The organism is Bacteroides sp. Phil13 (assembly GCF_001940965.1).
Lineage (GTDB): Bacteria > Bacteroidota > Bacteroidia > Bacteroidales > Bacteroidaceae > Bacteroides > Bacteroides intestinalis.
Genome location: NZ_MSHA01000031.1, coordinates 1 through 15,398 on the forward strand (window position 1 = coordinate 1; position 15,398 = coordinate 15,398).

At 38.3% G+C, this 15,398-nt stretch carries 9 protein-coding genes; 8 read left to right on the plus strand and 1 reads right to left on the minus strand.

The window, feature by feature from the left end; translation table 11 throughout:
* Positions 1-74 precede the first annotated feature (74 nt).
* The 8 genes from BWI44_RS04795 (at position 75) to BWI44_RS04830 (ending at position 14,025) form a co-directional block, all read left to right on the plus strand.
* The gene (locus tag BWI44_RS04795) at positions 75-3,245 is read left to right on the plus strand and encodes a SusC/RagA family TonB-linked outer membrane protein (protein WP_195208203.1); all 3,171 of its coding nucleotides are present in this window, start codon (positions 75-77) and stop codon (positions 3,243-3,245) included.
* A 17-nt stretch (positions 3,246-3,262) separates the two neighbouring features.
* Positions 3,263-4,810, plus strand: coding sequence for a RagB/SusD family nutrient uptake outer membrane protein (locus BWI44_RS04800; protein WP_007664252.1), 1,548 nt, complete (start codon positions 3,263-3,265; stop codon positions 4,808-4,810).
* Between the two features lie 27 nt (positions 4,811-4,837).
* Positions 4,838-5,524 carry a fasciclin domain-containing protein gene (locus BWI44_RS04805; protein ID WP_007664250.1) on the plus strand — a complete coding sequence of 229 codons (687 nt, stop codon included), beginning with the start codon at positions 4,838-4,840 and terminating at the stop codon, positions 5,522-5,524.
* An 18-nt stretch (positions 5,525-5,542) separates the two neighbouring features.
* Entirely contained in the window at positions 5,543-6,634 is a 1,092-nt protein-coding gene (locus tag BWI44_RS04810) for a hypothetical protein (protein WP_007664248.1), read from the plus strand.
* A gap of 68 nt (positions 6,635-6,702) precedes the next feature.
* On the plus strand, positions 6,703-7,368 hold the full coding sequence (locus BWI44_RS04815) for a TonB-dependent receptor plug domain-containing protein (protein WP_007664246.1): 666 nt from the start codon (positions 6,703-6,705) through the stop codon (positions 7,366-7,368).
* Positions 7,369-7,395: 27 nt separating this feature from the next.
* Positions 7,396-10,203 carry a hypothetical protein gene (locus BWI44_RS04820; protein ID WP_195208202.1) on the plus strand — a complete coding sequence of 936 codons (2,808 nt, stop codon included), beginning with the start codon at positions 7,396-7,398 and terminating at the stop codon, positions 10,201-10,203.
* Positions 10,204-10,234: 31 nt separating this feature from the next.
* Positions 10,235-11,248 (plus strand): hypothetical protein, encoded by a 1,014-nt coding sequence (locus tag BWI44_RS04825; RefSeq protein ID WP_195208201.1) that lies wholly within the window; start codon positions 10,235-10,237, stop codon positions 11,246-11,248.
* A gap of 29 nt (positions 11,249-11,277) precedes the next feature.
* On the plus strand, positions 11,278-14,025 hold the full coding sequence (locus BWI44_RS04830; protein WP_195208200.1) for an SdiA-regulated/phytase-like domain-containing protein: 2,748 nt from the start codon (positions 11,278-11,280) through the stop codon (positions 14,023-14,025).
* 220 nt (positions 14,026-14,245) lie between these two features.
* On the opposite strand, the gene BWI44_RS04835 is transcribed toward BWI44_RS04830, so the two are convergent.
* Positions 14,246-15,361, minus strand: coding sequence for an alginate lyase family protein (locus BWI44_RS04835; RefSeq protein WP_229036039.1), 1,116 nt, complete (start codon positions 15,359-15,361; stop codon positions 14,246-14,248).
* Between the last annotated feature and the right edge of the window lie 37 nt (positions 15,362-15,398).

Genomic DNA, 15,398 nt, shown 5'->3' on the forward strand with positions numbered 1-15,398 from the left:
TATTATGAACAACTCAAAAAGAATCTTAGGTGAAATCCCTTGTTAATTTAAGTCTAATTTTAAAAAGTAGTTTAATGAAAAAGAAAGAACACAAGTCAAAATCGCTGTTATGGCGGTTATCTTTAGTTCTATTAGCATTGGTCTTGAGTATTAATCTTATGGCTCAAACAATTACACAGACAGGTGTTGTTATTGACCAAAACAATGAACCAATGATTGGCGTAACTGTACAGGCGAAAGGTACAGCAACTGGTGGTATTACAGATTTAGATGGTAACTTTACCATTAAATGCAATAAAGGTGCCACATTAGTTTTCTCTTTTATGGGATACAAAACAGTTGAGCACAAAGCAAGCGGTCAAAGAATGAAGATTGAAATGGCTGAAGATGCTCAGGCTCTGGATGAAGTTGTAATTGTCGGTTTTGGTTCAATGAACAAAAAACATATTACAGGTTCAATGACTTCGGTTGATTCTAAAATCTTGGAAGAAAAGAATTCAGTGAATGTTTTTGATGCATTACAAGGAGCTGCTCCCGGTATGCAAATCGTATCAAACTCCGGAGCCCCCGGCTCTTCTTCATTTGTATCTATCCGTGGTGCTTCTACTTTTAGTGATGAAGGTGTCTCTCCGCTGTATGTTGTAGACGGAGTAGTTGTTGATAACATTGACGACATTTCTGCCAATGATATTAAGCAAATTGATGTTATGAAAGATGCAGCTTCTTCGGCTATTTATGGTGCTCGTTCTGCAAATGGTGTAATACTGATTACTACTAAATCAGGTGAATCAGGAAAACCTCGTATTGATGCACGTTACCAACATTCCTTTTACACTGTTGCCCGTAAATTGCCTCAGGTTAATGCGTTTGAAAGCCGTTTAAGTATGGCAGCTTCCGATTTAAACAATCCTTCCAAAACTTTAGAGAAGTTTTCCGCACGTACAGACTCTGTAGGCATGCAGTATAGTACAAACTATTATTATCAGGATTTATTGTTCCGTACAGGTGGACGTGATGATGCCAGTGTACAAATTAGTGGTGGTTCCAAAGGGTTCAAATATCGTGCATCTTTGAACTACATTGGTGAAAAGGGTGTAATTCTAGAGTCTGGAAATGACAAATATACCGCTAACGTCAATGTTGATTATGAACCGTGGAAAAATATAAAGTTTACCACTCGTGTTCGTTTAAGCTACAATAAAACTAACAATATTAAAGAAACTGTTTTGCAAGATGCCATGCGTCGTGATCCGGATATGATTATCTGGTATCCGGATGGTGAATTAATTCCCTATTATTCTTCGGGGGGACGTCGTAATCCTATTGCTGAGCTAAAACAAAAGTTAGATGAACGCTCGACTTATAGAGGAAACTTTTATCAGGGTATAACCTGGACATTTACTCCTTGGTTAAGATTGGATGCTGACATTTCAGCTGATTATACATCTAATAGAAATTTAACATTCTCATCCAAGTATCTGGAAGGAAGTGATAATGGGAAAAATACAGGAGCAGATAAAAGCCAACAAACTTGGAAATATGCAGGCGAAGCTTATTTAAACTTCAATAAGACAATTGCCAAAGACCATTCTTTGAGTGCTATGGTTGGTAGCAGTTTTGAAGTTAGCAATCAATTGGCATATAATATAGCCGGTTCGTTTTTTCTCTCCGAAGATATTCATTATATGAATTTGGCTACTGTAAAAGATGTGAAGAATATCAATACAACCGGTTGGGATGAAGCTATGGTGGGTGTATTTGGACGTGTAGTATATAGCTGGAAGAGTCGCTATACGGTGACTGGTAATCTTCGGTTTGATGGTTCTTCTCGTTTTGGTAAGAATAACCGTTGGGGATCTTTCCCTTCTGTCTCTGCTGCATGGCGTGTTTCGGATGAACCCTTTATGCGTTGGGCTAATAACATTCTTACGGATGCCAAAATCCGTGCAAGCTATGGTATTACTGGTAATGACAAGATTGGTCGCTATGAATCGCAAACCGTTTATACAGCCGGCTCTCAATATTATAACTCAGTAGGTGGTATTGTACCTGCATCTAAATATGGTAATCCTGACTTAAAATGGGAACAGACGAAACAAACAAATATCGGTGTGGATTTGAGCTTTCTAAATGGACGTATTATGTTTGTTGCCGACTATTACATAAAGAAAACAAGTGACTTGCTTTCTGACTATAATCTTCCAAGTACTACCGGTTATGATAAAATGCGTGTAAACTTAGCTAGTATTGAAAATAAAGGTGTTGAGTTATCACTTACAGCAACACCTGTCAGAACACGTGATTTTAACTGGAGTACTACTGTAAATTGGTGGAAGAATGATAATAAGATTCTTGATTTAGCACGTGAGGATTATATTAATAGCGCTTGGCTGATTGCAGCAGGAAAGCCAGCTGGTCTATTCTATGGTTATAAGAATTTGGGGGTATATGAATATGACGCAAGTAATGCCTGGACTCAAGATTATAAAACCCGTCTGACTCCTGTTTTCAAACGGGACAATGAAGGCAATGTCGTTATAGGTTTGAATGGTCAGCCAACATTGGAAAAATATCTAAACCCAGATGGTACTGAATATACAGGCAAAATAGCTCAGATGAAAGTAAATGGAGTAGTTGCTGGTGGTGGTGATGTTATATGGTATAACAAACCTAATGAAAACGGTGAGTTAGATGGTGTAATCAATTCTAACGACCAGACAGAATTAGGCAAAGCAAATCCTGATTGGTTTGGATCCTGGGGTAATACCCTTACATATAAAGACTTTTCTCTTTCATTTAACTTCTATGTTAGTTGGGGAGGACAAGTTTGGAATGACTTGAAGCGTTACTATTGTTCATGGGGAGGAAATACTCATAAACAAACTCCTGAATATATTATGCAAGGCTGGAAATATCCGGGTGAGATTACAAGTTGGTATGCATTGAACTCCAAACAGCGCAAAACAAATAATCACTCTATGAGTTTGAGTGATCAGTTCCTGGAAGATGCGACTTTTATTCGTTTACAATCTGTTCGATTAAGTTACAGTGTGGATCCCAAATTCTTAGGTAAAACTCCACTTCGCTCAGTTCAAGCATATATTTATGGTAATAATTTGCTGACTTGGACTAATTATACAGGATATGATCCGGAGTTGAGTGGCGGTGTTCTAACCCCAGGTAAAGACAGTTCTAAATATCCTCGTAAGCGTGAGTTTGGCTTTGGATTCAACATTGGATTTTAACTAAAAAGATAAGAAAAATGAAGAAATATATAATATTAGCTTTTACAAGTCTTTTGGCTTTATCAAGTTGTGAGAGTTTTTTAGACAGAACCCCTTTGTCAGATTTGTCTCCATCAAGTTACTTTAAAGATAAAGCTGAAATGAAGAACTGGAATGCAGGTATTTATGATGCGTTTCAAAGTGCACTTTCCAGGCGTCAGGTTCTTTTTGGTGATGTACGTTCAGATAATGTAACCGGCACATCCTATGAAGATTCTAAGATTTACATGAATGCCTTGATGCCCAATATCTCAGAAGCCAGTTGGGAACCTTTTTTCACTTGTATCTCCAGATGCAATATTGGTATTCAAAAATATCCGACAATTCCTAACATCCTAGAATCTGAGTATGCCCCATATATCGGACAATGCTATGCCATGCGTGCTTATATGTATTTTTGGGGAACTCGTACTTGGGGTAAAATGCCAATAATAACGGAACCATGGGATGGATCCTTAAATTCTATTGCCATTCCCCGTTCTTCATTAGAACAAGTAAAAGAACAAATATTATCTGATATAGAAAAGGCTATCAGTTACTTTAACCAATCTGATACAAGTGATAAAATTTACTTGGGCAAAGATGCAATGTACGCTTTATTAACAGAAGTTCACATGTGGTATAATGACTATCAAGATGCATTAACAGCTTCAGAACATTTTATCAACCATAAGAGTTTGTCACTATCTAATGGAGAAATTGAATGGAAAAACATCTTCACCAATCCTAGTAGTTCAAAAGAAGTAATCTTTGCTATGGCATGGGATTACGAAACAGATGGAGCTTTAAGTGGCTGGCCGCAACTTTTAGGAGCAAGTAACACGAATAATGGTTACAGAATGGCAGAACCCATTTTTAATGAGTTTATAGATCGGCTTCGTTCAGGAGAAGGTTCTGATGCACGTTTTTGGAATACAATTGACACTGTGAAAGTATACTATAAGGCCTCTCGTGTTCCTTTGACGTATGCAAGTTATACAGCTGGAGTAGAAAGCGTAAATAAATGTATCAAATACAGCAATATTGATCCTGAACGTGAGTATGATTCCTCTAATCAAGTGTATAAATCATATTTCTCAGTAATGAACACAACCGACAGCGAGTTTTCTCTGGTAATGATGCGTATGGCAAATATTATGTTACTACGTGCAGAAGCTTTAAACAAATTGAACAGAGGAGATGAAGCACTTAGCATCGTTAATGATATTCGTAGTCGTGTGGGTTACTTGAAAGATGCAAAATTAGAGGTATCTAATGTTAATAATGTAAATGAAGTAGAAAATATTATTCTACAAGAAAGGCAATTAGAACTTTATGGAGAAGGGTATCGCTGGTTTGATTTAATGCGAACAGGTCATTTAATAGAAGTAATGGACCCTATCTATTCCGCGCGTCAGGAAGCAGCAGATGTGACAGTAACTGGTTTTGGTAATGAAGGTACTAAATACTGGCCAATTCATTATGCTGAATTTGAATCAAACAAGGCACTGGTTGGAGACCAGAATCCACCTTATACTGAACGTTAAAAATAAACTATAAAAAAAGAGTTAATAATGAAACAAGAATATTATAAAAAAGCATTAGCCTTGATGGTAATTCCTTTCCTTATAGCAAGCTGTGAATTATTGGGGTTAGATTATCAAGATTCATACGATTATGATTATAATGCTGGCATGCCAAGTAATAAAATAGATATGTCTGCTTTCGAATTTATCAAATCCCGTACAGATATATTTTCTTTATTGGAAGAGGCTATTTTGTATGCAGGAGTTGAAAATGAGTTTAAACAAAGTGGAATGACCTACTTGTTACCAACGAATACAGCATTTAACTCAGAGACGAGTACTGATTTAAGTTATTTTCAGACGCATCAACTAACGTATATAGATGAGGAAACTGGAGAACTTGTTTCTTACGCACCTATAAGTATGACTGCCTATCCTAAAGAACAAGTGAAAGAATTTTTGCTTTATCACATTGTGAAGGGTAAATATACTTTCACTAATCTTCCGGCAGAACCAACTTGGTTTGAGACGGTAGCTACAGCTGATACAGCTAAAATAAACATGTATTTATTGAAAGACCGTAATCCCAACATTGTATTCAACAATTTTGATGGGCATTACAAATCTTCCATCAAGCCACGCACTTCCAATCTTTACAATGCTGACGGTTCATATATGCATGTCATGGATAGTTGGTTGGATCGCCCTACAAAAGAACAACTAAATATGAAATAACCTAAAAAGATTACGATTATGAAATATATTTATCAATTTTTCATTGTTCTACTTTGTGCTTTCTCTTTTGCAAGCTGTGGTGATGATGATTTTATCGAAATAGATTCGTTAAGTACAGATGGAGATGAATTCTACTGTAATCAGAAAGTGAAAGTATGGATGTGTGTACGCTCCAGCGATTTATGGCATACGAATTATGAATGGAGTTGTGATGCGGGTTCATTGACCCAACCTCAAGGTCTAAATGAAATGACATGGAAAGCGCCAAGCACTCCTGGTACATACACAATTACCTGTCGCGCTAGTATTGGTGGCGAATCACAAGTCCGTTCTCATAAGATGTATGTATCCAGTTATTATTTTGATAAATTTGAGAAAACTCCTCATTCTTTATCTTTACAAGGTAGTACGACTGGAACACTTAAAAAAGAATCTAACGGTAACCAATATCTGCAAGCAAAAGTGAATTCTGCCGCAGAAGTAAATCGCTATCTTCGCCGTGCTTTTGGAGATAACACGCTATATACTCCGTTTAGTACCCGCATGAAACTTGGTTTTGACTCTAATGTCCCTAATATGCAAGAAATTGTAGTTGGGAAAAAAACAGGAAAAGCAACATTGGAATATCGTTGGAATTTACGTTCCGATGCTTCCAACAATGGTTCTTATATTAACCAGATTCGTCTGATATGGTATCCGGGAAAGCTAAAAAGTGGAGAAGTGTATCCGGCTGTACCTAATGAAGAACTTACGATGGAAGGTACCACGGATTATAATGTACAGTTAATTGTTCAGTATACATCTGCTGCAGGCAAAAAAATTACGTATAACGAATATCACAACCTGAATACAATGAATACATTTACTGCCAAACTTTATCAGACGGTATCCATGTCTGTTGACGAAAGTGAAGCAATCATTGTGCATGTAGCTGGTCAGGAAGTATTAAAGAGTAATATTTTAAAAGATGCACGTACTGAAAACTCCTGTGAAGGTCGTATGTCTATCAATAACTGGGAGCTTTATATACCCAATGGCAATGCTGGTAAAAACATTCCGTTAGTATATATTGATGACGCTTACGCCTCTAATACAGGTATTTTAGAATAATATTCATTCATCAAAAAGTATCTTGGGAATTATTGTATCCTAAGATACTTTTTTTAATTCTTGTAATTATGAAAAAACGATTATTTCTTGTTTTGTACACATCACTTTTTGTTGTAACTGTCTTTGGTCAAGACTTTAAGGGAGTTATTGTAAATGCCAAACAACGTCCTTTAAAAGGGATGAAAGTTTGGAAAAAGAATACCACTGAAAGTGTAAAGACAGACAATATGGGAGTATTCTTTTTTCCCGGTTTGCAGCCCACAGATACATTGGTAGTATCTATATCTAAAAAAGAAGAAGCAATTATCCCTATTGGTAAGCTATCTCAAGCTTCTCTTAAATTGGAAAAGAAATTTTTCATCTTATTCGATGGACAGAAAGAAGAAAAAAGAGAATACACGAGGATTCTCCGTACAAGTTATAACTCAAATGTATTGACCCGTGAACAGATTCAGAAGTTATCAGCCAATAGTATTTACGATCTATTTAAGGGTGGAGCTATTCCGGGGGTAACAGTGAACGGAGACAAAATTACAATTCGCGGAGGAAGTTCATTTGATTTGGATAATGAGCCTTTATTTGTTGTCGACGGTACTTTATACGAAAGTAGCAGTGAAGTAGATGGTGTCGTATCAATCAATGACATAGACAAGGTAGAAATACAAAAAGACGGTGCAGCTTATGGCATGAAAGGAGCTAACGGTGTTATAATTATTACTACAATTAAGAAATAATATATAACTATTAAACACGCATGCACTATGAAAAACAACCGGATAAGATATTACCTGAGTTTATGGGTGATACTATTTGTTAGCATCTTTACAGGTAATGCTCAACAAACAGATACTGTTTATATGAACAATATTGTCAGTTCATTTAAACAAGTTACTAATTTGCCGCAGGAGAAAGTATATTTGCATACCGATAAACCATATTATTTTGCAGGTGATACTATCTGGTTGAAAGCATATTTGGTGAATGCCATTACCCACTTTTCCGGAAATGGCAGTCACTATGTGTATGTAGAGCTCATAAATCGCAAGAATAAAGTTCAGCAGCGTATTAAGGTTCAGCAACGCGAAGATATTTTCTCAAGTTTTATCCCTCTTCCAAAATCATTGGAGGCTGGTGACTATTATCTCCGTGCATATACCCATTGGATGTTGAACGAAAAATCCGACTATTATTTTTCCAAAAATCTAAAAGTCTTTGCTTCCCAATCTTCGTTTATGTATCCGGAAATAAGATATGAACAGAAAGGGAAAAAACGTATAGCAACTGTTACCTTCAAAAGACCCGACAATACTGTCTATGCAGGTAATTACGTACACTATATGGTTCGTACCAAGCCATACGAAAATAAGTTCCGTCAGCAACAGACTAACAAGAACGGAGAGATTCAAATAGATATACCTGAAAAAGATAAAATAGAACAATATATCTATGTTGTATTGGAAGATAAACAGTTAAAGCATAAACACACATTTTATGTTCCGGATGCTTTTGACTACCATGTCGATTTTTTTCCGGAAGGTGGTAGCTTAATTTCGGGATGTACCCAAAAAGTGGGTATAAAAGCTATAGACACAAATGGAAATTCAGTAGAAGTGACTGGTAGTATTTTAAACAGTAAAGGTGATACCATTACTCATTTTAAGAGTTCTTATGCAGGTATCGGCAGTTTTATGCTACCTATTTCAATAGGTGAAAAATATAAAGCAGTCGTTAGTTCTATTACAGGAGATATGAAGAAAGAGTTTTTACTGCCTGATCCGGAGGCCGACAAATTCTCTTTATCCATTACCGAACGTAACGGCATCATACATTACACAATATTACATTCTCCCCAAGAGAGGTTGCCGGATAATTTATACTTGATAGCCCATGTTCGTGGTTTTCTCCTATTTGTACAACCCATACAGAAAGGACAAGGAGCGGTCAGCCTGAAATCCATCCCTGAAGGGATATTAACCCTTACTTTATTGGATGGAAATTACGTTCCACACAGTGAACGCCTTGTATTCGTTCGCCAAAATCATTCAATCTGGCAATTAGCCTCTGATAAGGCATCCTATGGTTCGCGTTCACCGATATCTCTTGATATCCACCTCTCCGATCTGTCAGGGCAACCTATAACGGGTGACTTCTCTTTAAGCGTTACAGACAACGATGCCATCAGATGTGATTCTACCGCAGATAATATTCTTTCTAATTTGCTGCTGACGTCAGATATAAAAGGATACATCGAAACACCCGGATATTATTTTAAAGATAATTCTCAGCGATTGAAAGCCTGTCTGGATAATTTAATGCTGACGCAAGGATGGAATCGTTTTAATGTAGAAGACATTCTTAAAGAACAGCAAAAGAACCCCAAATACTTTATGGAAATCGGACAAACTATTTCCGGTAAGGTATTAGATATTCGTAATAAGCCACTTTCTGGAAAAACTGTGAATGTCTTTGTCAATAAGCGTCCTTATCCCTCAACACACACAGATAATGACGGAGTGTTTATTGTAGATAAGTTAAGTTTTGCAGATACAGCCAGAGTTGAAGCACAGGTAATAGAAAAAGGAAAATTCTTTCGTGCTAATATCCGGATAGACAGGGATTATTTTCCGGAAGCAGTAAACACCCATCCATACAAGGATGCAAAATATGAGCAACAGAACGAATATATAGAAGAAATGCAATCACCTTTTGTCAGAGAAGACGGAGTCTTGATGCTGCGGCTTCCAGAAGTAGTGATTAATGCCAAGACTTTAGTAAAAGATCGTTTTTCCTCCTATAAAATAGATGATGAAGAGATGTTGACTCAACAAGATGCGCGCACGGCACTCGATTTAGTCAAGAATGTTCCCGGATTCCGAATTATAGATAATCGTCCGTATATAAATCCTAAATACTCCCAACGTCCGGAACATCTGATGTCTAATGATTTAAATAACAGGAATGCTTTGCGTCCCAAAGAGAAAATAGATTATGGTCGTACTGCGCGCTTCATGCTGGATAACAAAACGATCAGTTTCAATGCTCTTTCTCTCATCAATGCGGAAGACATCGTAGGAGTACACAAAATTGATCCGGAAGTTGATGCAGCCGTCAATATTACTCAAAATCTGAAATACTTGGAAGCAGCCTATAATGAAGCATTTGAGAGTGGTGCCACTTTAGAAGAATTGGAAGAACTGGAAGTGGACAGACAACTCCAGAAAATGAAGGATGGAACTCAAAGTATCTCCGGTGGATGTATTGTGTTAACCTCACGTACCGGCAATTTAGAGATACCGCGTACTTCCCAAGGAGACACGGCATTCCTGCTCGGCTTTAATCGGTATAAATCCTTTTATAGCCCTAAATACGTAACAGGCGAAGAACGCAAATCACTTGTACCGGATAATCGTACCACCATTTACTGGCAACCTCAACTCCGAACCGATGAAAGAGGTAATGCCAGCGTACACTTTTACACAGCTGATCGTCCCAGCTATTATACAATTATTATTGAAGGTATAACAGATAAAGGTGTACCTTGTCGCTATGAACATTTATTAAAAAGATAAGCAGCTTATTTTTTATTTTAAATTTGATATCATGAAGCGTATAAAATTATTTTTAGCACTATCTGTATTGGCTATTCTTTTATGTGGAATAAGTTCTTGTTCAAAAGAAGAGAGTGATAAACCGAATACTGAACAGCCCGACCCCGAACCAACTCCTGAGCCTACCCCGGAACCGGCTCCAGAACCGGATGACTATAAACTGCAGGGAAATATGCAAGCCGCACAACAACTGGTTGGAAAAGATTATTCGGAAATCCATAAGTATATGCGCTCTTATGGATGGGACTATTCTGAACATCCCAATTCATCTGATAAAGATCATAAAGACGGAGTGCATTGCGAAGTTATATATGACGAAACAATACAGCAATATGTTTTCAAGTTTATCAGCCATGCCAATGCTGATGCCCTTGACGGTGACCGGGGAAAACTGGAAGACCGCCAACGTAATGAAATGAAAACGCAAACGACCGCTGCCTGGTATAAATTGAATGGTAACTGGGATGAATGGCAACGCCTTGAATGGAAATTCCGTATTCCGAAAGATTTCAGACCTTCTACAAGTTTCTGTCATATTCACCAATTAAAGGCACAGGAGGGTAATAATGGTTCTCCATTGATAACCATAACTCCCCGCTGCAATAGTAATGGCAGTAACCGTCGTGTACAAGTGATCCATACCGGTGATAATAGTGCTACTACTAAAGGAACAATCATAGACAATCTGCCATTGTCTGATTTTGAAGATGAATGGATACAAGTAGAAACAGAGATGCACTTTACGCACGATGGGGCATTCAGTATTAAGATGACACGTATCAGTGATAGTAAAGTATTAGTTGATAAAGCTTTTAGCAATATTGACTTATGGAGGAAGGGAGCGATAAGTATCCGAAATAAATTTGGCATTTATCGTAGCTTTGGAAGAAAGATGGAAAGTACTGATGATCGTCCTACCAATGGAATAAAGGATGAGACTTTGCAACTGGCAGATTTCAAGGTTTATGAGAAAAATACAAATCCCAAGCCTGAAAGCCACGATTAGGGTGAAGGGAGAATTTATCAGAAAACATTATGAAATATATACTGTTATCGCTAATAGGAGTTTTCATTTGTTCTCAAGAAATTGCTATACCATATCAAGAGAAGGTATATCTCCATACTGATAAGCCTTTCTATTTAGTCGGTGACACCATCTGGCTGAAAGGCTATTTGGTAAATGCGCAAACACATAAAGAAAGTGATGTGCAAAGTCGCTTTTTATACATCGAACTCATAAACCGGAAGAATAAGGTAATTCAACGTAAAAAGATAAAAGAGGAGAACGGGCATTTCTTTAACTTCATTTCTTTAGAAAAAGATATTGAAGAAGCCGATTATCAAATTCGTGCTTACACCAATTTCATGAGAAATCAAGGAGAGGAGTTCTTCTTTACCAAACAGATTCCTGTATATGCCAATACCTCTTCGTTACTCACTGCGAACATCGAATATGATTCGGAAGAAGCCGATGGGAAATATATTGTTATTACCCTGTTGCGTAAAGATGGAACTCCCTATGCAAATTCTCGTGTTGAGTACATAATTCGCACAAAAGAATATAAGAATCGCTTTCACCGTGTGAAAACAAATACCGAGGGGCAAATACGCTTTAAGTTACCCGAACGAGAGAAAGGCGTGGAACCTTACGTTTACCTTTCTCTATACGAGAAGGAATATGTACACCGTAAGCGTATCTTTCTGCCGCAGGATTATGAATATACGGTCGGTTTCTACCCTGAAGGAGGGCATTTACTGGCAGGAGTACAACAGCAAGTTGCCTTTAAAGCAGAAACATCTACCGGTGAAATCATAACCGTAGGGGGATATGTCTTAAACCAGCGAAAAGATACATTAGCTACATTCAACAGTGAGTATGCAGGTATAGGTTCCTTTGCTATTCGGACTGAAGAGAAAGATACATTGTGTGCTTTGGTAAAAGACAACTTCGGAAATGAACGGAGTTTTATTTTACCTAAAGCTTCCAGTACTCATGTTTCTCTTGCCATACGTCAGGATACTACTTTTGTACACTACCGTATACTCACTCCCTCAGAGAGAGAACTAAATGAGAATTTCGATCTGTCAGTGCATACACGCGGCAGGATTCTCTTGAATCGTGTCATATCTCATGAACAATTATCCGATAGCCTCCCTCTCGATTTATTTCCCGAAGGAATTGCTCATTTCACATTGTTCAATCGGGATACGACAGTAGTAAGCGAACGGCTTATTTTTGTCAGGAAGCCTTCTGCGGTATTTCAGTTGGCTGCTTTGGGTAGCCCGGCCGACAGCCGCCAACCTATAAGAATAGGATTACGCGTGTTGAATGAGCAGCAAATGCCAATTCAAGGAAACTTCTCTTTGAGTGTGACTGATGATTTCGCTGTAAATATAGATCCTAACGCCAATCATGTGGTCAGTGAACTATTGCTGAATTCTGATTTAAAAGGCAACGTCTTTTCGCCTGGTTACTATTTCTCTTCTCACACTCCGAACGTCAAGAAGCATTTGGATCAACTCATGCTGACACACGGCTGGCGTAGATATAATGTGAGTACAAATTTGAGAGAAGCGGAACAGAAGTATAAATATGAAGTTGAGAGGACTCAGCAAATCTGCGGATATGTTGAAAGTCATTTTGATAAGAAGAGATTGCCTCATTTTGCACTGCTTGTGAATAATCCTCAAAAAGCTTTCAAACAAATTGTTGTCTCCAATGAAAAAGGAGAGTTTTGTTTTACCCATAATTTTCAACAAGTGAAGGAACATTTGACAGGGTTCTTAATTTATGGTGCCGGGAAGAAACCCAAATGGCGATATGGTATTTATATGAATGAAATAGAATATCCCGATATCAACCATTTGCATTGGCAAAAAGAAGATATACCTTTGAAAAGCAAAGCTTTCATTAAGAGTGTGCGCGAAGATTATACTCTTGTAAATGGAGAAAAAATATACCGGCTACCGGAGGTAGAGATCACCGCTTTGCAATTACCGAATGGGTGGATCTCATATAAAGTGGTTGAACCGGAGAAGATAGAACAGATAAATGAAAAGACGGCTTTGGATTTATTAAAGAGAACTCCTAATATTGTTGTTCATTCCGGGGTTAGAAATAATACCAGTCAGATGTTTGTATTAGTTCCAAACAGAAACTTCAATAAAAAAAGCTCTTATAGTAAAATATCCGGTTCTAATGGTGATAGTCCGATATCCGGTTACTGGGAACGCTTTTGGAAAAGAGTACCCGTCATAGTGGATGGATATGAACTAAAGAATATACAAGATCTGGAAAATCTGCATGCCGGAGATGTGAAGTCTATAGATTTTGTACGGGACAAAGCAATGTATATTGCAAACAGCGAGGATCATTATACTTGGGAAAATTATGAAGAAACAGAAGCCGCAACAATAGCTAATGCACCGCAAATTGGCGATGCGCTACCTCTGATTGTTCAGCCTCAGAAAGTATACATAAGTACTTATCTCTCTAAAGGAATTATAGGTTCGTCTATTCCGAGCATTGCCCGTATCGGTTATTTATCCTATGCTAAGAATGCAGAATTCTATGCTCCTAAATACCCCACCGAGGAAAGTCGTAAAATTATCAATTCCGACAAACGTACTACTATTCATTGGGAACCCAATATCCGTTTGAATGAGAAAGGAGAAGCAGGGCTTAGTTTCTATACTGCCGACCGTCCCTCCACTTATACTGTGGTGATAGAGGGGATTACTGACGACGGGAAAGCATGTCGATACGTAAAACAGATAAGATAAATTGCTAATAAACGGAAGAGGCGGAGGTATAGTCAGATTATTTCCGTATCTCTTTTAAGGAACAATATGTTCACAGGCAAGAAATATTTGTTTCACAGTCAAGAAATGAATGTTTCTTGACTGTGAAATAAACGTTCCGCAGGGGTGGAACAACGACATAGCTTCTTCGTGGAGTCTTATTTATCGCACTTCGTTACAGAACAATCTATAAAAGAAAGCCTTATCGGACAGGGAGGCCTGCACTAGTCAGCGACGCCCAAGGCATAAACGATTGATTGGCCGTTCCTTCCGGACGGCTTTTTTGAATCATCTTACGAGTGTACGGCATATCCATTCCTTTGCGGTCGTGATAATGATGATAAGCCCGTTCCCAGGCTGGACAGATTTTCTCCCGCTGTTTGGATGAGATCTCAGGTCCATAGACCGGCTTTCCAAACCAAGTGATATACTGTACATGAGGAACTTCTTCACCGGACATGTATCGGGCCGTGTACTCAAATCCTTTGTAGAGGCGATTGTCGAACGCTCCATATAAGTCTATATCTTGATTCCAGGCTATTTCGGCGGCACAGGCAAGGAAAGCAAGCCCCATCTGTACGTGCTGCTGGTCACGTCCACTCTCCTGGCATTGCCCGCTTTCATAAAAATAGTTTTTGATAGCACCATTCGTATCACCATCGAGCAATTGCTTACAGGCAGTGTCAAAAATATCCCGCCGGTCGAGGAAGATGCCGATACACATAAGTGTTTGTCCGTTGGCAGCATCCCAATTGCCATTATAACGAGGCGTCCAGTCCTTTATCACCGAGTACCAGACGTTGATGACCATATCTTCAAATGCTTTACGATCTTTGGCATTCCAGCCTTTATAAGTATGTTTTATTATCTCGGCAGCATTGAGATATTTGATTCCTGCCGTACCCACCTTCAATTGACGGTTGTGGTTTACGACCGATTCAAGAGTCTGAGCCCAGGCATTGAATATCTCGATAGCCTTCTCCGCATAAGCTTTATCCCCTTCCACATACCATTGCAAAGCCATGGTGTAGGCTGCCGCACCATCACGTACAAACTCTTTTCCTCCATTATCGGGTTTATTATAAGGGCCGTTATCTACAACCTTAAAAGGAGTCGGTTTGTAATTGAGCGAAGCGATTTCCGATGACTTGAGCTGATTCCACGCTTCCTTCCAAGGTTCTTCGCCTGCAAGGACTTTAGCTTTCATGAATTCAAGATCAGAGGTCGTGTGTAACATTCCGGGATGTACGAATTCCTGTCCGAAACTGACAATGCATATCAGCGCATACAGGAGTGAGAAAAAAGTTCTTTTAGTCATAATCATTAAGAAATTTATTGCTATTGATATAATACAT

Bases quoted from the DNA above. Each gene is read 5' to 3' on its own strand.
- BWI44_RS04795 (WP_195208203.1), top strand. From the start codon at position 75: ATGAAAAAGAAAGAACACAAGTCAAAATCGCTGTTATGGCGGTTATCT.
- BWI44_RS04800 (WP_007664252.1), top strand. From the start codon at position 3,263: ATGAAGAAATATATAATATTAGCTTTTACAAGTCTTTTGGCTTTATCA.
- BWI44_RS04805 (WP_007664250.1), top strand. From the start codon at position 4,838: ATGAAACAAGAATATTATAAAAAAGCATTAGCCTTGATGGTAATTCCT.
- BWI44_RS04810 (WP_007664248.1), top strand. From the start codon at position 5,543: ATGAAATATATTTATCAATTTTTCATTGTTCTACTTTGTGCTTTCTCT.
- BWI44_RS04815 (WP_007664246.1), top strand. From the start codon at position 6,703: ATGAAAAAACGATTATTTCTTGTTTTGTACACATCACTTTTTGTTGTA.
- BWI44_RS04820 (WP_195208202.1), top strand. From the start codon at position 7,396: ATGAAAAACAACCGGATAAGATATTACCTGAGTTTATGGGTGATACTA.
- BWI44_RS04825 (WP_195208201.1), top strand. From the start codon at position 10,235: ATGAAGCGTATAAAATTATTTTTAGCACTATCTGTATTGGCTATTCTT.
- BWI44_RS04830 (WP_195208200.1), top strand. From the start codon at position 11,278: ATGAAATATATACTGTTATCGCTAATAGGAGTTTTCATTTGTTCTCAA.
- BWI44_RS04835 (WP_229036039.1), bottom strand. From the start codon at position 15,361: ATGACTAAAAGAACTTTTTTCTCACTCCTGTATGCGCTGATATGCATT.